The sequence below is a fragment of the Pseudomonas sediminis genome (assembly GCF_039555755.1).
Taxonomy (GTDB): domain Bacteria; phylum Pseudomonadota; class Gammaproteobacteria; order Pseudomonadales; family Pseudomonadaceae; genus Aquipseudomonas; species Aquipseudomonas mendocina_D.
Genome location: NZ_CP154631.1, coordinates 723184 through 741536 on the forward strand (window position 1 = coordinate 723184; position 18353 = coordinate 741536).

General features: G+C 61.5%; 18 protein-coding genes. 7 read left to right on the top strand and 11 right to left on the bottom strand.

Annotated features, from left to right (window positions below; all coding sequences use genetic code 11):
* Window positions 1-51: 51 nt before the first annotated feature.
* Complete coding sequence (locus AAEQ75_RS03505) at window positions 52-681, bottom strand: alpha/beta hydrolase (protein ID WP_343350897.1); 630 nt, start codon at window positions 679-681, stop codon at window positions 52-54.
* A gap of 121 nt (window positions 682-802) precedes the next feature.
* Here AAEQ75_RS03505 and AAEQ75_RS03510 point away from each other — a divergent pair, with 121 nt between their 5' ends.
* Entirely contained in the window at window positions 803-1234 is a 432-nt protein-coding gene (locus AAEQ75_RS03510; RefSeq protein WP_099522471.1) for a YhcB family protein, read from the top strand.
* A 128-nt stretch (window positions 1235-1362) separates the two neighbouring features.
* Here AAEQ75_RS03510 and AAEQ75_RS03515 read toward each other — a convergent pair whose 3' ends face one another.
* From AAEQ75_RS03515 to AAEQ75_RS03530, 4 genes are all read right to left on the bottom strand, one after another.
* Window positions 1363-2784, bottom strand: coding sequence for an IS1182 family transposase (locus tag AAEQ75_RS03515; protein ID WP_343352326.1), 1422 nt, complete (start codon window positions 2782-2784; stop codon window positions 1363-1365).
* A 250-nt stretch (window positions 2785-3034) separates the two neighbouring features.
* Window positions 3035-4930, bottom strand: a complete 1896-nt coding sequence (cysN, locus tag AAEQ75_RS03520) for a sulfate adenylyltransferase subunit CysN (RefSeq protein WP_343350898.1) — start codon at window positions 4928-4930, stop codon at window positions 3035-3037.
* A gap of 12 nt (window positions 4931-4942) precedes the next feature.
* Window positions 4943-5860, bottom strand: a complete 918-nt coding sequence (gene cysD, locus AAEQ75_RS03525) for a sulfate adenylyltransferase subunit CysD (protein WP_343350899.1) — start codon at window positions 5858-5860, stop codon at window positions 4943-4945.
* A 132-nt stretch (window positions 5861-5992) separates the two neighbouring features.
* On the bottom strand, window positions 5993-6751 hold the full coding sequence (locus tag AAEQ75_RS03530; RefSeq protein WP_343350900.1) for a Nif3-like dinuclear metal center hexameric protein: 759 nt from the start codon (window positions 6749-6751) through the stop codon (window positions 5993-5995).
* 110 nt (window positions 6752-6861) lie between these two features.
* Here AAEQ75_RS03530 and algW point away from each other — a divergent pair, with 110 nt between their 5' ends.
* Window positions 6862-8004: a Do family serine endopeptidase AlgW gene (algW, locus tag AAEQ75_RS03535; RefSeq protein WP_179575623.1), complete on the top strand. Its 1143-nt coding sequence runs from the start codon at window positions 6862-6864 to the stop codon at window positions 8002-8004.
* A 24-nt stretch (window positions 8005-8028) separates the two neighbouring features.
* On the opposite strand, the gene AAEQ75_RS21880 is transcribed toward algW, so the two are convergent.
* A complete protein-coding gene (locus AAEQ75_RS21880) occupies window positions 8029-8385 on the bottom strand; it encodes a transposase domain-containing protein (protein WP_430523443.1) in 357 nt (118 codons plus the stop codon).
* 239 nt (window positions 8386-8624) lie between these two features.
* Window positions 8625-9029, bottom strand: a complete 405-nt coding sequence (gene fur / locus AAEQ75_RS03540; protein ID WP_003240531.1) for a ferric iron uptake transcriptional regulator — start codon at window positions 9027-9029, stop codon at window positions 8625-8627.
* A 94-nt stretch (window positions 9030-9123) separates the two neighbouring features.
* On the opposite strand from fur, the gene AAEQ75_RS03545 reads away from it, so the two are divergent.
* Window positions 9124-9642 (top strand): outer membrane protein assembly factor BamE, encoded by a 519-nt coding sequence (locus tag AAEQ75_RS03545; protein WP_099526113.1) that lies wholly within the window; start codon window positions 9124-9126, stop codon window positions 9640-9642.
* 78 nt (window positions 9643-9720) lie between these two features.
* Here AAEQ75_RS03545 and AAEQ75_RS03550 read toward each other — a convergent pair whose 3' ends face one another.
* The 3 genes from AAEQ75_RS03550 to AAEQ75_RS03560 are packed head-to-tail and all read right to left on the bottom strand — an operon-like array spanning window position 9721 to window position 11872.
* Window positions 9721-10041, bottom strand: coding sequence for an RnfH family protein (locus AAEQ75_RS03550; protein WP_106735375.1), 321 nt, complete (start codon window positions 10039-10041; stop codon window positions 9721-9723).
* On the bottom strand, window positions 10034-10468 hold the full coding sequence (locus AAEQ75_RS03555; protein ID WP_055987035.1) for a type II toxin-antitoxin system RatA family toxin: 435 nt from the start codon (window positions 10466-10468) through the stop codon (window positions 10034-10036). Before AAEQ75_RS03555 ends, AAEQ75_RS03550 begins: the two co-directional genes overlap by 8 nt.
* Complete coding sequence (locus AAEQ75_RS03560) at window positions 10469-11872, bottom strand: sodium-dependent transporter (protein ID WP_143507572.1); 1404 nt, start codon at window positions 11870-11872, stop codon at window positions 10469-10471.
* Window positions 11873-11999: 127 nt separating this feature from the next.
* Between AAEQ75_RS03560 and smpB the strand changes: the two genes are divergently transcribed.
* On the top strand, window positions 12000-12482 hold the full coding sequence (gene smpB, locus AAEQ75_RS03565; protein WP_099526116.1) for an SsrA-binding protein SmpB: 483 nt from the start codon (window positions 12000-12002) through the stop codon (window positions 12480-12482).
* Window positions 12483-12538: 56 nt separating this feature from the next.
* Here smpB and AAEQ75_RS03570 read toward each other — a convergent pair whose 3' ends face one another.
* Window positions 12539-13306 (bottom strand): FCD domain-containing protein, encoded by a 768-nt coding sequence (locus tag AAEQ75_RS03570; protein WP_143507573.1) that lies wholly within the window; start codon window positions 13304-13306, stop codon window positions 12539-12541.
* A gap of 295 nt (window positions 13307-13601) precedes the next feature.
* Here AAEQ75_RS03570 and AAEQ75_RS03575 point away from each other — a divergent pair, with 295 nt between their 5' ends.
* The 3 genes from AAEQ75_RS03575 to dld all read left to right on the top strand — a co-directional run bounded on the left by AAEQ75_RS03575 (window position 13602) and on the right by dld (window position 18240).
* On the top strand, window positions 13602-15293 hold the full coding sequence (locus AAEQ75_RS03575; RefSeq protein ID WP_179574425.1) for an L-lactate permease: 1692 nt from the start codon (window positions 13602-13604) through the stop codon (window positions 15291-15293).
* 84 nt (window positions 15294-15377) lie between these two features.
* On the top strand, window positions 15378-16517 hold the full coding sequence (gene lldD, locus AAEQ75_RS03580) for an FMN-dependent L-lactate dehydrogenase LldD (RefSeq protein WP_143507575.1): 1140 nt from the start codon (window positions 15378-15380) through the stop codon (window positions 16515-16517).
* 4 nt (window positions 16518-16521) lie between these two features.
* Complete coding sequence (dld, locus tag AAEQ75_RS03585; protein WP_343350901.1) at window positions 16522-18240, top strand: D-lactate dehydrogenase; 1719 nt, start codon at window positions 16522-16524, stop codon at window positions 18238-18240.
* The last annotated feature ends 113 nt before the right edge of the window (window positions 18241-18353 follow it).

The window sequence follows — 18353 nt, forward strand, 5'->3', positions numbered from 1 at the left end:
CCTGGGTGCTGCGGCCTTCTGGGTTCCCGCCTGCGCGGGAATGACGGTTTTTTATAAACGCGGCAGAAGGATGTCCTTCAAGTCCGTCAGCTTGCCGTGAAAAAAGTGACCGCATTCTGCCACTTTCAGCAGCTCGTGGGCACGCCCGAGATTGGTCGACCAGTCGTACACGGCCTGTGGTTCGACCACCTCGTCGGCATCAGGCTGTATCACCACCAGCGGGCACTGGCTGGCCGGCGGCACCTCGGCAGTCAGGCGATGCACCGCCGGCGCCACCATGAACAACTTGCTCGGCACCTGGCCTTGCGCCTCCAGGCGCGCGCCCAGCGCTGCGGCGACGAAGCCACCGAAGGAGAAACCCAGCAGCGTGACAGGCAGGTTCGGGTATTCCTCCTTGAGCCAGGCCGCGACGGCATCGGCATCGTCGACCTCGCCGGTGCCCATGTCATGGCTACCGGAACTGGCGCCGACGCCGCGATAATTGAATCGCAATGTGTGATAACCACAGTCACGCGCGGTGCGCTGCAGCGTGCTCACCACCTTGTTGAGCATGGTACCGCCCTGTACCGGGTTGGGGTGGCAGAGCAGCGCCACGCCTCGGGCGTCCGGCACCTCCAGCAGAAGGGCTTCGAGTTGACCCACGGGGCCTTGAATGAAAAGAGGGGTTTCGCGACTGAGCAACACTGAACTCCGTGACCCCGCAACGGGTCGACTCGTCTAGCAAACTGCCTGCGAGGTAAACGTATACAGCGCAGGTTCGAGCCGCTAACGTAAAGCAAAGCCGTTTTGAGAGGAAGGACTCGTGGAACAGACCGTTACAGCCTGGTTGATACCCGCCCTGACCCTGGTGGTCGGCATCGCCGTGGGCTTTCTGCTCGCCCGCCTGGCCCCCAATGCTGCACCGGGCCGTACGCAGCGGCAGATGGATGAAATGCAGGCACGCTTCGAGGCCTACCAGAGCGAAGTGGTGACCCACTTCAACACCACCGCCAGCCTGGTGAAGAAACTCACCCAGAGCTATCAGGACGTGCAGGAGCACCTGTCCGACGGCGCCAACCGCCTGGCCCTGGACGAGCTGACTCGTCAACGCCTGCTGGCCACCCTGAATAGCACCGAGACAGGCGAGAAGCGCGAGCGCCTGACCCCGCCGAAGAACCACGAAATGCCCAAGGACTACGCGCCGAAAAGCGACGGCCCCGGCATGCTGGATGAGAGCTACGGGCTGAAGAAGTAACCCATCAGCCAGAAACACCGAGCCCCGCCATTCAGAGCGTGTGAAAACGCACTGACGCCAGAAAAATCCAACGCCCCGACTGGTTCGGGGCGTTGGTGTTTTTGATGCTTGGAAATGGAAAGCGGGATTTACCCCAACAGCTCAATCAACCGACGGGCACCCATCACATTGATGGCACGCTTCAGGTTGTAGGCGTTGACCGCCAGGGCCATTTCCGTCCGAGCGCCCTGCAGTTGTCGGAGCAGGAAGCGACCATTACCCAAAATCCATTGCTTCAGGTTGCCGAAGGGATGTTCGACGATGGATCGGCGCCTGACCATCATCTCTGGATGCACCTGCATCCGCTGATGCATGCGCTCGAATGCGGCCTCATGGACATGCCGAGTCACTTGTCGACGTTTAGCCTTGGTGCAGCGTGATTTCAATGGACAAGCCGTGCAGTCGCCGCGTAGAGCATAAATGCGCTGTAGGCCGTTTACCTGCTTGAGCGGTAACCATTGGCCTGCAGGGCATTGGTACTGGTCGTTTTCTGCGTCGTAGCTGAAGGCGCTGCGATCGAATAGCGGCGTGTCGTCGCCCTTGTTATTTATGCCCCGATTCTCCGGCACATAGGCCGTAATCCCAGCATCATCACACGCTTGAAACTGCTCACCACTGGAGTAGCCCGCATCGGCTGTAACCGTCAGATCTTCCTGCGCCAGGATCGCCTGGGCGGCCTTGGCCATAGGTTCCAGTTGCTGGTTATCGCTGCTGCCCTGAGTGACAGCATGATGCACGATCAGCCCATGCTCGCCATCCACCGCGTTTTGCACGTTATAAGCCACGCGAGCCCCCTGGTGGGTACGCATCATGCGCGCCTCGCTCTCACCCACGACGAACTGCTCCAGCCCCTGTACCTCCATCAACGCCTGGGCTGTCAGGTTATCGGCATGTCGGCTCTCCAGCTGCTGCAGTGCAGCCTTGACCGCACTGCGATCAACCACTTCAGCGGCCTCACTGCGGTCAGCCTCGCCCAGTTCGGCCAGATAACGGGCGATCTGCGCCTCCAGCTTGCCTTGTTGACGCTTGAGCTTCGTCAGGCTCAGGTGCTTGCGTTGCGACGCTACCGCCTGAAACTTGCTGCCATCGATGGCCACGAGTTGCCCACTGATCAGCCCCACCTGGCGACAGAACTGGACGAAGGTGCGGCAGGTCGCCTGAAAAGCAGCGCTGTTGTCCTTGCGAAAATCAGCAATGGTCTTGAAATCCGGTGCCAATCGGCCCAGCAGCCACATCACCTCGACATTGCGTTGGCACTCAGCTTCCAGGCGCCGGGAGGAGCGGATGCGCTGGAAGTAACCGTACAGATAAAGCTTGAGTAGATCCGCTGGATCATAGCCAGGACGTCCAGTCTTGAGTGGTTCGGCCTTGCTGAAACCCAGAGCCTGCAGATCCAGGCGGGCGACATAGGCCTCGATCACCCGTACCAGGTGATCCTCCGGCACCAGCTCCTCCAATGTGGGAGGAAACAGGCTGCTTTGCTGACGACCTTCGCCCTGGATGTAGCCCATAAACGACAATGCCCCCATCGACTGATGGAGGCATTGTCTTCAGCTTGCTCTCAGACTGCTAGGTTTTCACACAGTCTGATTTTGCCGGGCTTTTTATTGGGCGCGGTTGTGGGCTACGCGGGACGTTAGGAGCGAATTCATTCGCGATCATCGTAAGCCCATATCGCGAATGAATTCGCTCCTACAAAAGACACCCCACAAACGAAGAGCCCCGCTAATAAGCGGGGCTCTTCATGCAGCATCGCGAATGTCAGATCGCGCCGCGACTACGCAGCAGATCCAACACCGCCTTGACGCCCTCGTCGACCGACTGCGACTGGGTGTCGATCACCAGATCGGCATCCAGTGGTACATCGTAAGGGAAGCCCTCGCCTGGGATGTTGTCACCACCGGCCGCGTACAGCCCCTGCGGATCACGTTCGGCGCAAATCTGCGGCGACGCCTGCACATAAACGGTCAGCGCACGCTCGCGACCGATCAGCACCTTGGCCTGCTCACGCCCTTCTGCATCCGGGGCGACGAAGGCGGCCAGGGCAATCATCCCCGCCTCGTTGAACTGACGCGCCACGTGCGCGGCACGGCGCCAGTTCTCGGCACGCCCGGCGCGATCCTGCGGCAGGCCCTTGTTCAGGTCATGACGCAGATTCTGGCCATCGAGCACATATACGGCGCGGCCCATGTCAAACAACTTGCGCTCGACGGCATAGGCCAGGGTGCTCTTGCCGGCGCCAGAAAGCCCCGTGAACAACACGGTAGCCGGCTGCTGGCCAAAGCGCGAGGCGCGCTCCTCGGTAGACACATGGGCCAGGCGGCCGTGCTGTCCGCCGCCATGAGAGACCGGGTCGGCAATGATCATGCCGGCGCCGACGGTACCATTGGTCAGGCGGTCGACGACGATGAACGCACCGGTGGTGCGGTTGTATTCGTAGCCATCCAGAGCAATCGGCGCATCCAGTGCGATCTTGACCCGACCGATCTCGTTGAGTTTCAGCTCGCTGGCGCCCCCCTGCTCCAGGGTGTTCACATCCACACGGTGAACGATGCTCGGGATCGACCCCGGTACATAGCTGGTGGCGCGTTTGATGTCGTACTTCTTGCCCGGCAGCATCGGCTCTTCGCCCATCCACACCAGCATGGCCTCGAAGCTGTCGGTGACCTGCGGACGATTGTCGGCATGCACCAGCATGTCGCCGCGCGATACGTCGATCTCGTCTTCCAGGGTCAGGGTTATCGCCTGGCCCGGACCGGCGTGTTCCAGCTCGCCCTCGAAGGTGACGATGGACTTGACCTTGCTGGTCTTGCCCGACGGCAGCGCCATGACTTCATCGCCCTTGCGCACGATGCCGCTGGCCAGGGTGCCGGCAAAACCGCGGAAGTTGAGGTTGGGGCGGTTGACGTACTGCACCGGGAAGCGCAGGTCCTCGAAGTTACGATCGCCCGCCACCTCCACGGTCTCGAGAATCTCCATCAGCGACTGCCCGGTGTACCAGGGCGAGCGCTCGGACTTGTTGACCACGTTGTCGCCCTTGAGCGCCGACATCGGCACGAACTCGAGGGTGGTGGGGCGCAGACCGATCTTCTCGGCGAAGGCCAGGTAATTGGCCTTGATCTGCTCGAACACGCCCTGATCGAAGTCCTTGAGGTCCATCTTGTTGACGGCCACAACGATGTGTTTGATGCCCAGCAGGGACGCGATGAAGCTGTGGCGCTTGGTCTGGGTCTGCACGCCGTAACGGGCATCGATGAGGATGATCGCCAGGTCGCAGGTGGATGCACCGGTGGCCATGTTGCGCGTGTACTGCTCATGGCCGGGGGTATCGGCGATGATGAACTTGCGCTTGGCGGTACTGAAGTAACGGTAGGCCACGTCGATGGTGATGCCCTGCTCGCGCTCAGCCTGCAGGCCGTCAACCAGCAGCGCCAGGTCGATGTCATCGCCGGTGGTGCCGACCTTCTTCGAATCCTTGGTGATGGCTTCCAGATGATCTTCGTAGATCATCTTGGAGTCGTGCAGCAGGCGGCCGATCAGCGTGCTCTTGCCGTCGTCGACGTTGCCGCAGGTAAGGAAGCGCAACAGTTCCTTGCGCTCGTGCTGGGCCAGGTAGGCGAGAATGTCCTGGCTGATCAAATCGGATTGGTGACTCATGGTGCGCGATCCTCAGAAATAGCCCTGACGTTTCTTCTCTTCCATCGAACCAGCCTGGTCGTGGTCGATGACCCGGCCTTGGCGTTCGCTGGTCTTGGTCAGGAGCATCTCCTGGATGATTTCCGGCAGCGTGGTCGCGGTGGACTCCACGGCGCCGGTCAGCGGGTAGCAGCCGAGGGTGCGGAAACGCACCATCTTCTTGGTGATGCGCGACTTCTCTTCATCGGACAGATGCTCGAGGATGCGCTCATCATCGATCATGATCAGCGTGCCGTTCTTCTCGATCACTTCGCGCTCGGCAGCGAAGTACAGCGGCACGATTGGAATCTGCTCCAGGTAGATGTACTGCCAGATGTCCAGTTCGGTCCAGTTCGACAGCGGGAAAACGCGGATCGACTCGCCCTTCTTCACCTTGCCGTTGTACACGTTCCACAGCTCGGGGCGCTGGTTCTTCGGGTCCCAGCGGTGCTTGCTGTCGCGGAAGGAGTACACGCGCTCCTTGGCACGCGACTTCTCTTCGTCGCGACGCGCGCCACCGAAGGCGGCGTCAAAACCGTACTTGTCCAGCGCCTGTTTGAGGCCTTCAGTCTTCATCACGTCGGTGTGCTTGGCACTGCCGTAGGTGAAGGGATTCATGTCCTGCGCCACACCATCGGGGTTGATGTGGGTGATCAGGTCCAGGCCCATCTCGCTGACCATCTTGTCGCGAAAGCTGTACATCTCCTGGAATTTCCAGCGGGTGTCGACGTGCATCACCGGAAACGGCAGTTTGCCTGGGAAGAATGCCTTGCGGGCCAGATGCAGCATCACGGCTGAATCCTTACCGATGGAATAGAGCATCACCGGGTTATCGAATTCGGCGGCCACTTCACGAATGATGTGGATGCTTTCCGCCTCCAGCTGCTTGAGATGGGTCAATTTGTCGAGCATGGCTACTCACGGATTGCTGTTATGGGGCCGGCGGGCCGTGGACGAGCGCGCACTCTACCACAGCACCTGCTTATACTCAGGGCGCCAGTTAGATCGAAACGTTCTAGCGTTATGCCTACCCGTCTGGATGATTCAGACCGGATTGGGGCAGTCGATGAACAGGTGTTCAAGGGCGAAGCGACGCGCCAGATAATCACCCAGCGCCTGCACGCCGTAGCGCTCGGTGGCGTGATGACCAGCGGCGATGAAGCTCACGCCATTCTCCCGCGCGCTGTGGAAGGTCTGCTCCGAGGCTTCGCCGGTCAAGTACAGATCGACCCCGGCCGCTACCGCCTGATCGATGTAGCCCTGCCCACCACCGGTGCACCAGCCGACGCGACGGATCAGCCCTTCGCCCTCCACCAGCAGCGGTTCACGCCCGAGCACCTGCTGCACGTGGCGGGCGAAATCGACGGCGCTCACGGGCTCGGTCAGCGAGCCGACGAGGCCAACAGTACGCGGATTTTCCGGCTCCAGTGGCCCTTCGACGACGATGCCCAACTGCCGTGCGAGCTGCACGTTGTTGCCCACCTCGGGGTGCACATCCAATGGCAGGTGATAGGCCAGCAGGCTAATATCGTTGGCCAGCAGCGCTTTCAGGCGACGCTGCTTCATGCCAGTGACACAGGGGTTCTCACCCTTCCAGAAATAGCCGTGATGCACCAGCAGCACATCGGCTTCGGCCTCGATCGCAGCCTCGATCAGCGCCTGGCTGGCGGTGACGCCACTGACAATGCGGCGGACCTGCCGACGACCCTCGACCTGCAGGCCGTTGGGGCAGTAATCACTGATGCGCGACGCATTAAGAAAAGCGTCAGCTTCTTCCACTAGCGTGGTCAGGACAATGGCCATGAAGATTCCTCACAAGCTGTTGCGGGCCGCTGCCTAATTGGCGAGCACCTCACTATAATGCGCCACCTTAAGGGCCGGATTTGGCCCCTGCAACTCTCAGGATTGTCTCGATGCCCCAGGCACTGCGTTTTCTCGGTTGGCCCCTGCTGGTTGGCGTGCTGCTCGCACTCCTGCTGATCCAGCGCTACCCGGAATGGGTCGGTTTGCCACGCCAGGAAGTGCAGCTGGTGCAGGCCCCGCTCTACAGCCGCCTGCAGGAAGGCCCGGTATCCTACGCCGAAGCCGTCGACACCGCTTCGCCTGCAGTGGCCAACCTGTACACCACCAAGCTGGTAAGCAAACCCGCTCATCCGCTGTTCGAAGACCCAACCTTCCGGCGCTTCTTCGGCGACAACCTGCCCCGCCAGCAGCGCATGGAATCGAGCCTGGGCTCGGCCGTGCTGATGAGCCGTGAAGGCTACCTGCTGACCAACAATCACGTGGTCAGCGGTGCCGACCAGATCGTCGTCGCCCTCAAGGATGGCCGCGAAACCCTGGCACGGGTGATCGGCAACGACCCGGAAACCGACCTCGCGGTCTTGAAGATCGACCTGCCCAATCTCCCGGCGATCACCCTCGGGCGCTCCGACAGGATTCGCATCGGCGATGTCACCCTGGCCATCGGCAACCCCTTCGGCGTCGGCCAGACCGTGACCATGGGCATCATCAGCGCCACCGGGCGCAACCAGCTGGGCCTCAACACCTACGAAGACTTCATCCAGACCGATGCGGCAATCAACCCGGGCAACTCCGGCGGTGCGTTGGTCGATGCCCACGGCAATCTGGTTGGCATCAACACCGCGATCTTCTCCAAGTCCGGCGGCTCGCAGGGCATCGGCTTCGCCATACCGGTGAAACTGGCGATGGAAGTGATGCAGGCGATCATCGAACATGGTCAGGTGATTCGCGGCTACCTGGGTGTCGAGGTGCAACCACTTACGCCGGAACTGGCCGAGTCCTTCGGCCTCGATGGCCGCCCTGGCATTGTCGTCGCCGGGGTCTATCGCGACGGCCCAGCGCAGAAAGCCGGCCTGCAGCCTGGCGACCTGATTCTCAGCATCGACGGCGAAGCGGCCAGCGACGGCCGGCGTTCGATGAACCAGGTAGCGCGCACCAAGCCTGGCGACAAGATTCGCATCGAGGTACTGCGCAACGGCAAATCGCTGGAGCTAACCGCGGAAATCGGTGTCCGCCCCCCCGTCAATAACAACTGAAAACATGAAAAAGCCGGCAGTAGCCTAATGCCAGTCAGTTAAGCTGACTGGCATTTTTATTTCTGGTCGGATACTTGGACGGCCGGGCTTGACCGCTCGCGGATAACTGCGATCCTCACGACGATGAGGTAGGACGTAGTGCGTGGCCGAGGCCTGTAGTTCGGCCAGGTAGCGAGGGATGTTGCCTCGCACCGCAGCGCTGCCCAAACGCTGGCGACCTTGCACGATTGCACTGGGTGCTACCAATGGCTTCTGCCCAGGCAGCATGATGCCCATACGGCTCGCGGCATCCCAGGCCGACATCCGGCGAAACAACGCCATGGCGATCACGCACCAGATCATGGCTTCAAGAGGGAGACGTCGCTTACGCAGGGTCGCCACTCCCGCCGTTTCCAGTGCGGTGCTAACTAGGTCTGGATCAAGCAGCGCCCCAGCTCGTCAAGGGAGTGGGTGGCAGAAGCCGCTTCGTGAGTCAGTGCCAAGGCGCGGGAAAGTCGCATAAAAAATCCGATGCTCAAAACAAGCATCGGATTTTCGTTTCAGCGCGCAGAAGGTCAAGCTGTAGTGCTTAACTGACTGGCATTAGCCCTAGGGGCGCCTTTTTGATTGCCGCAGAAGAATCAGCTCTTCTTGCGCACGTACAGCACTAGGTTGTGGTCAACCAGCTCGAAACCGTGCTCCTTGACGATCTCTTTCTGGCGCTTCTCGATCTCGGCGTCGAAGAATTCGATCACTTCGCCGGAGTCGACGCAGACCATATGGTCGTGATGGCCACTATCAGCCAGCTCGAATACGGCATGGCCGCCATCGAAGTTGTGACGCACCACCAGGCCAGCGGCCTCGAACTGAGTCAGCACGCGGTATACGGTGGCCAGGCCGACGTCCTCACCGGCCTCCATCAGCGCTTTGTAGACATCCTCCGCACTCATGTGGCGGTGCTCGGCGTTATCCAGCATTTGCAGGATTTTGACTCGTGGCAGAGTCACCTTCAGTCCAGCTTTGCGCAGTTCGTTATTTTCAACCATGGTCTGCTTTCTCATGGATGCTGCTTCGCAGCACCCTTCAATACGGGTATGATCCGGGGTTCAAGTTGCCCAAGATAGTGGAAGTCACCCTCCGATGCAAAAAACCAAGCTCTTGCTGACCAGCCTGTCGCTGACCGGGCTCTTCGCACTCGCCGGTTGTTCATTCCCCGGGGTTTACAAGATCGACATTCAACAGGGCAATGTCGTGACACAGGACATGATAGACCAGCTGCGCCCGGGAATGACCCGACGCCAAGTGCGGTTTATCATGGGTAACCCGCTGATCACCGACACCTTCCATGCCGATCGCTGGGATTATCTGTACAGCATCCAGCCTGGCGGCCGTCAGCGCCTGCAGGAACGCGTCAGCCTGGTGTTCGACGGCAGCGACCAGCTGGTTGGCCTGGCCGGCGACTTCATGCCCGGCGTAAGCCGTGACCAGGCGATCATGGGCGAAGGCGGCGACACCAGCAGTGCCCAGCCGCAAGCCAAACCACAGGATGAAACGCCGCCAGCGCCCGGCTCGTTGCTGGAGCAGATCCAGCGCGAGGTGGATCAGGTCGAAACCGTCCCGGTACCGACACCTGAGCCGCTGGACACCAATCCGCAGTAATACGCGGACACTAAAAAGCCCGGATCGAATCCGGGCTTTTTCGCATCTGGGCCTGCCTAGCCTACCGACTCGCCATCATCACGCCGGTTCTTCGCCCTCTTCCCTGGCCTTGGCTTTGGCTGCACGCTGCTTGCGTACCTCCTTCGGGTCGGCGATCAGCGGCCGATAGATCTCGACGCGCTCACCTTCCTCCAGCACTCGCTCTTCCGGTTTGCCTACCGCCTTGCCAAAAATGCCCAGCGGCGCCTGGCTCAGATCCAGTTCCGGAAAGAACTGCTGCATACCAGAGCGTAGTGCGGCCTCGCGCACCGTGGTGCCGGCCGGTACGGACAAGCGCAGCAGCTTCTGCCGCTCGGCAAGGGCGTAGACCACCTCAATGGCAATACTGGGCTTATCCATACAACTGCTTGGCTCGCTGGCAGAAGGCATCGACCATGGTATTGGCCGCCTGATTGAACAGCGGCCCCAGCGTGGCACGCACCAGCGGCCCGGCGTAGTCGAAGGTCAGGTCCAGGCTGATCTTGCAGGCCTTGTCACCCAGCGCCTTGAACTCCCAGACGCCATGGAGACTGGTGAAAGGTCCTTCCTGCAGATTCATCTCGATACGCTGCCCTGGCTGCAGCACATTGCGCGTGACGAAGCGCTGACCGATGCTGCCCTTGGCCACTTCGAGGCTGGCCAGCATATGCGTCTCGCTGACCTCCAATACCTCACTGGCGCGGCACCAGGGCAGAAACTGCGGGTAACCGGCAACATCGTTGACGAGATCAAACAGTGCCTGCGCCGGATAAGGCAGTAACGCCGAACGCTGAATTCGAGTAGCCATTTACTTGCTCAGCTCCGCGATGAAAACGATCAGGACGCCGATTGGCGCCACGACGCGAATCAGCCAGAGGGCCAAATTGAACAGCAGCGGGCTTCTGATGGACAGCTCGTCACGCACAGCGTCACGGCTCAACACCCAACCGGCGAACATGGCGAAAGCCAGACCGCCCAGCGGCAGCAGGATACGGCTGGTGAGGTAATCAATGCTGTCGAAGAAGGTCTTGCCGCCTTCGGCGCCCCACTGCAGCAGATGGAAACCATCCTCGGCGAAAACGAAGAACTTGGCCTCAGCCCAGAGGTTGAACGACAGCACCGTACCCATCCCCACCAGCCAGCACAGCAGCGCCAGCGCGGCGGTTACCTGCGCGCGACTGCGCCCGGTTTTTTCGACGAAGTAGGCCACGGCCGGCTCCAGCATGGAAATTGAGGAGCTCCATGCTGCCACGGCCACCAGTACGAAGAAGATCAACCCCATCACCTGACCAAAGGCGATATTGCCGAAGGCAATCGGCAGCGTGACGAACATCAGCCCCGGGCCACCACCCGGCTCCAGACCGGCGGCAAAGACGATGGGGAACAGGGCCAGGCCCGCAGTCAACGCCACCAGGGTATCGAGCACACCAACGGTCAGTACCGTGGCGCCGATCGAAGCCTTCTTCGGCATATAGGCGCCGTAGACCATGATCGAGCCGACACCCACGCTCAGGGTAAAGAACGCATGGCCCATGGCGGCGAGGATGCCGTCCTGCACCTTGCTCGGATCGAAATGAAAGAGGAAATCGAAACCTTCGCGGAAATGTCCGGTGGTGAAGCTGTAACCCAGCAGCACCAGCAGCAGCACGAACAGCAGCGGCATCATTATGCGCAGGCTGCGCTCCAGGCCTGCCACCACGCCCTTGGCGATGACGAAGCCGGTCCCCAGCATGAACAGGCTGTGCCACAAGGTCAGGCGCCACGGGTCGGAAGTCAGACCGCCGAACGCCGCACCTGCGCCATCGGCGCTGATACCGGTGAAGTCGCCACGCCCCATACCGATGATGTAATCCAGCGACCAACCAGCCACCACACTGTAGAAGGACAGAATCAGTAGAGCGGCGACCATCCCCATCAGCGCAGCCAGCGACCAGTGCTTGGAGGCTCCGGCTTCGATCGCCAGACTCTTCATCGCATTGACCGGGCTCTGCCGGCCGCGGCGACCGATCATGGTTTCTGCCAGCATGATCGGCACACCCACCAGGGCAATGCAGAACAGGTACATGACGACGAACGCACCGCCGCCATAGACCCCTGTCATATAGGGGAATTTCCAGATATTGCCGAGACCGACTGCCGAGCCGGTCGCCGCCAGAATGAATACCCAGCGACTGGCCCAGGCACCGTGAATCGAAACTTTGTCGCTCGCCATTACGGCCAAGACCCCATACTGCGGGAAAAAAGATCGCACATTGTCGGAGATTAGCGGCATGGGCTCAAGTTTGGCTCGGTAACGCCCCATGGCGCAGGCGCGGACGACTCCCTATAATGCGCGCCCTATGGCTAAGCAAAAGAAACATCCTCAAGGCACCATCGCGCTGAACAAAAAGGCGCTGCATGACTATTTCATCGAACACAAGTTCGAGGCCGGCTTGGTGCTGTCCGGCTGGGAAGTGAAGAGCCTGCGTGCCGGCAAGGCACAGCTGGTCGACAGCTACGTACTGCTCAAGGACGATGAAGCCTGGCTGATGGGTTGCCACATCGCGCCCCTGAAAACCGCCAGCACCCACGTCATCGCCGACCCGACCCGCACGCGCAAACTGCTGCTGAACAAGCGCGAGCTGGAAAAGCTGTTCGGCTCAGTACAGCAGAAGGGCTACACCGCCGTGGCACTGTCGCTGTACTGGAAGCAGCATCTGGTCAAATGCGAAATTGCCCTGGCCAAGGGCAAGAAGGACTTCGACAAGCGCCACACCGAGAAGGAACGTGACGCCGACCGCGAAGTTCAGCGCGCGATGCGCAGCAAGGGCAAGGAAGACTGAACATCCTCCCCACTTCTTAGCCCAGGTGATGATTGATCGCCTGGGCTCGTTGCTTCTTACAGGCCTAGCCGGCGCTGCGCACGCGCCACACGCTGGGCTTCCAGCTGCACTTCCGAGAGCACTTCCTGCACATAGTCGATGTGCTGGTTGGAAACCTCGCGAGCATCCTCCGCGCGACCTTCGATGATCGCCTGGTACAACTCGCGGTGCTGCCCGATCAACATGTCGCGGGTCTCCTCACGCTGGGCATACATGCCGCCGATGTTGGTCACCACGTTGCGCTTGAGCAAGTCGAACAGACCACGGATGGTGTGCAGCAGCACCGCGTTATGACTGGCCTCGGCAATCGCCAGGTGAAAGCGCGCATCGGCCGCCCCCTCCTCGGCACGAGTCACCTTGCCGACTCGCGCGTAGCAATCCTGCAAGGCTTCGAACGCTTCGGTGAGGCGCTGTCGGTCGATATCGGTGGCGCGCCTGGCCGCGTAGTAGGCGCAGGAGCCTTCCAGCGTATGGCGGAATTCCAGCAGGTCACGCTGGGCATCTTCCTTGTGCTCTAGCAGTTGCAGTAGCGGGTCGCTGAAGGTCGAGCCAAGCGATTCAGCGACATAGTTACCGCCACCCTGGCGACTGATCAGCAGCCCCTTGGCTACCAACTTCTGGATCGCTTCACGCAGGGACGGACGAGACACGCCGAACTGCTCGGCCAGCGCACGTTCTGCGGGCAGCCTCTCACCGGCACGCAAGGTGCCTTCGAGAATCATGGTTTCCAGTTGCGCGACGATGTCATCGGAGAGACGACGCTGCCGCACCTGACCTACTTCCATCACCCACATCTCCATTGGTTTGACCAGGCTGAAGGCCTCAGGAGGCAAGCCTATAGCGCGCCCTTTCGCTGAACAAGCAGGCACTCTACGACCAAAGTCTTAGCCACTCGATTTGACAGTCAATTGAGCAACTTTTAACCTGACCTCGCTTCACTGTAAATTGGTATTACCAATTTAACCAACAAGAACAACAAACCATCGAGATCACGCCATGACAGCCCTACGCGCTGTAAGCCTGCTCGATCACGCCTCATCCCTGCCGCGCCCGCTGCGCGCTCGTGTGGAGTAAGACCCAATGTCCAACGGAATTCTCGCCCTGCTGGCGTTCTCGCCGATTCTGCTTGCCGCCGTTCTGCTGATCGGCCTGCGCTGGCCGGCCAAACACGCCATGCCTCTGGTCTACCTGGTGACTGCCGCCGTCGGCCTGTTCGCCTGGGACATGACCCTCAATCGTGTCCTGGCCTCCACCCTGCAAGGCTTGTTGATCACTCTCGGCCTGCTGTGGATCATTTTCGGCGCCATCCTGCTGCTGAACACCCTCAAACACTCTGGTGGTATCACCGCCATCCGTGCCGGCTTCACCACCATCAGTCCTGACCGCCGCATCCAGGCCATCATCATTGCCTGGTTGTTCGGCTGCTTCATCGAGGGCGCCTCGGGCTTCGGTACACCGGCCGCCATCGCTGCCCCGCTGCTGGTGGCTATCGGTTTCCCGGCCATGGCCGCCGTGTTGATGGGCATGCTGGTACAAAGCACGCCGGTCTCCTTCGGCGCCGTCGGTACGCCGATCATCGTCGGCCTCAATACCGGCCTGGACACTGCCACCATCGGTGCGCAGCTGGTCGAGCAGGGTTCGTCCTGGGCGCAGTTCCTGCAGTTGATCACCAGTGAAGTGGCAATCATCCATGCCACCGTAGGCGTGGTCATGCCGGTCATCATGGCAATGATGCTGACCCGCTTCTTCGGTCAGGAGAAAAGCTGGAAAGCCGGTCTGGAAGTGCTGCCGTTCGCGATTTTCGCCGGGCTGGCCTTCGTCGTGCCGTACGTTTTCACCGGCGTCTTTCTCGGCCCGGAATTCCCATCGCTGCTGGGCGGCCTGATCGGCCTGGCCATCGTCACCAGCGCCGCCCGCTTCGGTTTCCTGGTGCCGAAAAAGACCTGGGACTTCGCCCCGGCGGACAAATGGCCGAGCGAATGGCTGGGCACCGTCGAGATGAAGCTGGACGAACTGACCGCCAAACCGATGAGCGCACTGCGCGCCTGGCTGCCCTATGTGCTGGTCGGCGCCCTGCTGGTGATCAGCCGTGTGTTCCCGGAAGTAGGCAACGCGCTGAAGGCCGTGGTGGTGAACTTCCCCGACCTGCTCGGCGAAGCCGGCGTCAGCGCCAACTTCCAACCCTTGTACCTACCGGGCGGCATACTGGTCGCGGTGGTTATGGCCACGTTCTTCCTGCATGGCATGAAGGCGCGTGACCTGGGCAAGGCGGTGAAAGAGTCATCCAGCGTATTGCTCAGCGCCGGTTTCGTGCTGCTGTTCACCGTGCCGATGGTGCGTATCCTGATCAACTCCGGCGTGAATGGTGCAGAACTGGCCAGCATGCCGATCCTCATGGCGCGCTGGGTGGCCGACAGCGTTGGCGGCATCTATCCGCTGCTGGCCCCGAGCATCGGTGCCCTGGGCGCCTTCATCGCTGGCTCCAACACCGTCAGCAACATGATGTTCAGTCAGTTCCAATTCGGCGTGGCCAGCAGCCTGGGTATTTCCAGCGCGCTGATCGTCGCGGTCCAGGCCGTGGGTGCCGCCGCCGGCAACATGGTGGCGATCCATAACGTGGTTGCAGCCTCGGCTACCGTTGGCCTGCTCGGCCGCGAAGGCAGTACCCTGCGCAAGACCATCTGGCCGACGCTGTACTACCTGCTGTTTACCGGCATCATCGCGATGGTCGCGATCTACGTACTGGGTGTGACTGACCCGCTGGTGCACTGAACCTCGTCACGCGAAAGCGCCCCGACCCTGTCGGGGCATTTTCCGTCAGGCTACGCTTTCTCTTTTCAGTAACAGGATGAGCCCATGATCATTTCTGCCTCTACCGACTATCGCGCCGCCGCGCAGCGCAAGCTGCCGCCTTTCCTGTTCCACTACGCCGATGGCGGCGCTTACGCCGAACACACGCTGCGCCGCAATGTCGCCGACCTGTCGGAAATCGAACTGCGCCAGCGCGTGCTGAAGAACATGTCCGAGCTGGACCTGTCCACCGAGCTGTTCGGCGAGAAGATGTCGATGCCGGTCGGCCTGGCACCGGTTGGCCTGACCGGCATGTTCGCTCGCCGTGGCGAAGTTCAGGCGGCCAAGGCAGCAGCGGCCAAGGGTATTCCCTTCACCCTGTCCACCGTGTCGGTGTGCCCGATCGAAGAAGTGGCGCCGGCCATCGACCGACCGATGTGGTTCCAGCTCTACGTGTTGAAAGACCGCGGCTTCATGAAGAACGCGCTGGAGCGCGCCAAGGCCGCCGGCTGCTCGACGCTGGTGTTCACCGTCGACATGCCCGTGCCCGGCGCACGCTACCGTGACGCCCACTCCGGCATGAGCGGCCCGAACGCCGCACTGCGCCGCATGCTGCAAGCGATGACTCACCCGCAGTGGGCCTGGGACGTCGGCCTGATGGGCAAGCCGCATGACCTGGGCAATATCTCGGCCTACCGCGGCAACCCGACTGGCCTGGCCGACTATATCGGCTGGCTGGGCGCCAACTTCGATCCGTCGATCTCCTGGAAGGACCTGGAATGGATCCGCGACTTCTGGGATGGCCCGATGGTGATCAAGGGTATTCTCGACCCGGAAGACGCCCGCGATGCGGTCACTTTCGGCGCCGACGGCATCATCGTTTCCAACCATGGTGGTCGTCAGCTCGACGGCGTGCTGTCCAGCGCCCGCGCCTTGCCGGCCATCGCCGATGCGGTCAAGGGTGACCTGAAAATCCTCGCTGACTCCGGTATCCGCACCGGCCTCGACGTGGTGCGCATGATCGCCCAGGGCGCCGACACCGTGCTGCTCGGTCGTGCCTTCCTCTATGCCCTGGCCGCTGCCGGTGGTGCGGGCGTGAGCAACCTGCTCGACCTGATCGAGAAGGAAATGCGCGTGGCCATGGTGCTGACTGGCGCCAAATCCATCGCCGAAATCACCTCGGACCTGCTGGTAAAGGAGCGCTGAGCCAATGACTGCCGCCGTCACGCCCGCCATTACCCGCGACGCTCTGCTGACGCGGATGCGCCAGATCGTCGGCAGCAGTCATGTGCTGACTGACGAACAAAGCACGCGGCGCTTCCGCAAGGGCCACCGCACCGGTGAGGGCAACGTCCTGGCAGTGGTACGCCCCGCTTCGCTGCTGGAGCAGTGGCGCATCCTGCAGGCGGCAGTAGCGGCCGACCGCATCGTCATCATGCAAGCAGCCAATACCGGCCTGACCGGAGGCTCGACCCCGGATGGCGCCGACTACGACCGCGAGATCGTGCTGATCAGCACCCTGCGGATCACCGGCGTACAACTGATCAACGATGGTCAGCAGGTGGTGTGCCTACCGGGCGCGACCCTGGATCGCCTGGAACAGGCCTTGGCGCCACTGAATCGCGAACCGCATTCGGTGATCGGCTCGTCCTGCATCGGCGCCTCGGTACTCGGCGGTATCTGCAACAACTCCGGTGGCGCCCTGGTGCGTCGCGGCCCGGCCTACACCGAGCTGGCGCTGTATGCGCAGGTGAAAGATGACGGCTCGCTGGAGCTGGTCAACCATCTGGGCATCGAGCTGGGCAACGATCCGGAGGAAATTCTCACCCGCCTGCAGAACGGCGACTACACACCGCAGCAGGTACGCAACGGGGACACCGCCAAGGCCTCCGATGCGCGCTACGGCGAGCATGTGCGCGACGTCGACGCCGACACCCCCGCGCGCTTCAACGCCGACCCGTCGCGCCTGTTCGAAGCCTCCGGTTCGGCTGGCAAGCTGTGCCTGTTCGCCGTGCGCCTGGACACCTTCCCGAAAGAGCCGAGCACGGTGTTCTACATCGGCAGCAACGACCCGCACGATCTCACCGAAGTGCGCCGCCACCTGCTAGCCAAGCTGCCACGCCTGCCGATTGCCGGGGAATACATCCATCGCACGGCATTCGACATCGGCGAGAAGTACGGCAAGGACACCTTCCTGGTGATCGACAAATTCGGCACATCCAAGGTGCCGGCCGCCTTCGCCATGAAGAGCCGCGTGGACGGTTTCTTCGAGCGCTTCGGCCTGCGTGGTGTGACCGACAAGGTGATCCAGGCCCTGATGAACCTGCTACCCAGCCACCTACCGCAACGCATGCGCGAGTACCGTGACCGTTTCGAGCATCACCTGCTGGTGCGCGTTTCCAACGACACGCTGGAACAGACCCGCAGCTTCCTGACCGAATATTTCACTGGCAGTGACAGCGGTGCCTATTTCGAGTGCGATGCCGATGAGGGGCGCAAAGCCTTCCTGCATCGCTTCGCCGTGGCCGGCGCCGCGATCCGCTACCGCGAGTCGCACCGCAGCAGTGTCGAGGACATCCTCGCCCTGGACATCGCTCTGCGCCGTAACGACCGTGAATGGGTCGAGACGCTGCCGCAGGAGATGGAAGAGCAGATCATCCACAAGCTCTACTACGGGCACTTCTTCTGCCATGTGTTCCACCAGGACTACATCGTCAAGAAGGGCATCGACCCGATCGCCATGGAACACCGCATGTGGAAGCTGCTGGACGCTCGCCAAGCCGAGTACCCGGCCGAGCACAACGTTGGCCACCTGTACGTGGCCAAGCCGGCGCTGGCCGGTTTCTACCGCGAACTCGACCCGACCAACACCTTCAACCCTGGCATCGGCCATACCTCGAAGAAGAAGCATTGGGGTGGTTGTTGCTAGGACGCTGAACCTTTATGCAGGAGCGGCTTCAGACTCGAACGAGGAAAATCGCGGCTGAAGCCGCTCCTACGGATTAGCCTAGGGCGGCCTCACGAGCGCAGCGAGCAGCCCGC

What these genes read in the sequence shown, in the direction of transcription:
- AAEQ75_RS03515 (WP_343352326.1), bottom strand. Translation starts at nt 2,784, where the DNA reads ATGGGCTACATCCAGGGCGAAGGTCGTCAGCAAAGCAGCCTGTTTCCT.
- cysN (WP_343350898.1), bottom strand. Translation starts at nt 4,930, where the DNA reads ATGAGTCACCAATCCGATTTGATCAGCCAGGACATTCTCGCCTACCTG.
- cysD (WP_343350899.1), bottom strand. Translation starts at nt 5,860, where the DNA reads ATGCTCGACAAATTGACCCATCTCAAGCAGCTGGAGGCGGAAAGCATC.
- AAEQ75_RS03530 (WP_343350900.1), bottom strand. Translation starts at nt 6,751, where the DNA reads ATGGCCATTGTCCTGACCACGCTAGTGGAAGAAGCTGACGCTTTTCTT.
- algW (WP_179575623.1), top strand. Translation starts at nt 6,862, where the DNA reads ATGCCCCAGGCACTGCGTTTTCTCGGTTGGCCCCTGCTGGTTGGCGTG.
- fur (WP_003240531.1), bottom strand. Translation starts at nt 9,029, where the DNA reads ATGGTTGAAAATAACGAACTGCGCAAAGCTGGACTGAAGGTGACTCTG.
- AAEQ75_RS03545 (WP_099526113.1), top strand. Translation starts at nt 9,124, where the DNA reads ATGCAAAAAACCAAGCTCTTGCTGACCAGCCTGTCGCTGACCGGGCTC.
- AAEQ75_RS03550 (WP_106735375.1), bottom strand. Translation starts at nt 10,041, where the DNA reads ATGGATAAGCCCAGTATTGCCATTGAGGTGGTCTACGCCCTTGCCGAG.
- AAEQ75_RS03555 (WP_055987035.1), bottom strand. Translation starts at nt 10,468, where the DNA reads ATGGCTACTCGAATTCAGCGTTCGGCGTTACTGCCTTATCCGGCGCAG.
- AAEQ75_RS03560 (WP_143507572.1), bottom strand. Translation starts at nt 11,872, where the DNA reads ATGGCGAGCGACAAAGTTTCGATTCACGGTGCCTGGGCCAGTCGCTGG.
- smpB (WP_099526116.1), top strand. Translation starts at nt 12,000, where the DNA reads ATGGCTAAGCAAAAGAAACATCCTCAAGGCACCATCGCGCTGAACAAA.
- AAEQ75_RS03570 (WP_143507573.1), bottom strand. Translation starts at nt 13,306, where the DNA reads ATGGAAGTAGGTCAGGTGCGGCAGCGTCGTCTCTCCGATGACATCGTC.
- AAEQ75_RS03575 (WP_179574425.1), top strand. Translation starts at nt 13,602, where the DNA reads ATGTCCAACGGAATTCTCGCCCTGCTGGCGTTCTCGCCGATTCTGCTT.
- lldD (WP_143507575.1), top strand. Translation starts at nt 15,378, where the DNA reads ATGATCATTTCTGCCTCTACCGACTATCGCGCCGCCGCGCAGCGCAAG.
- dld (WP_343350901.1), top strand. Translation starts at nt 16,522, where the DNA reads ATGACTGCCGCCGTCACGCCCGCCATTACCCGCGACGCTCTGCTGACG.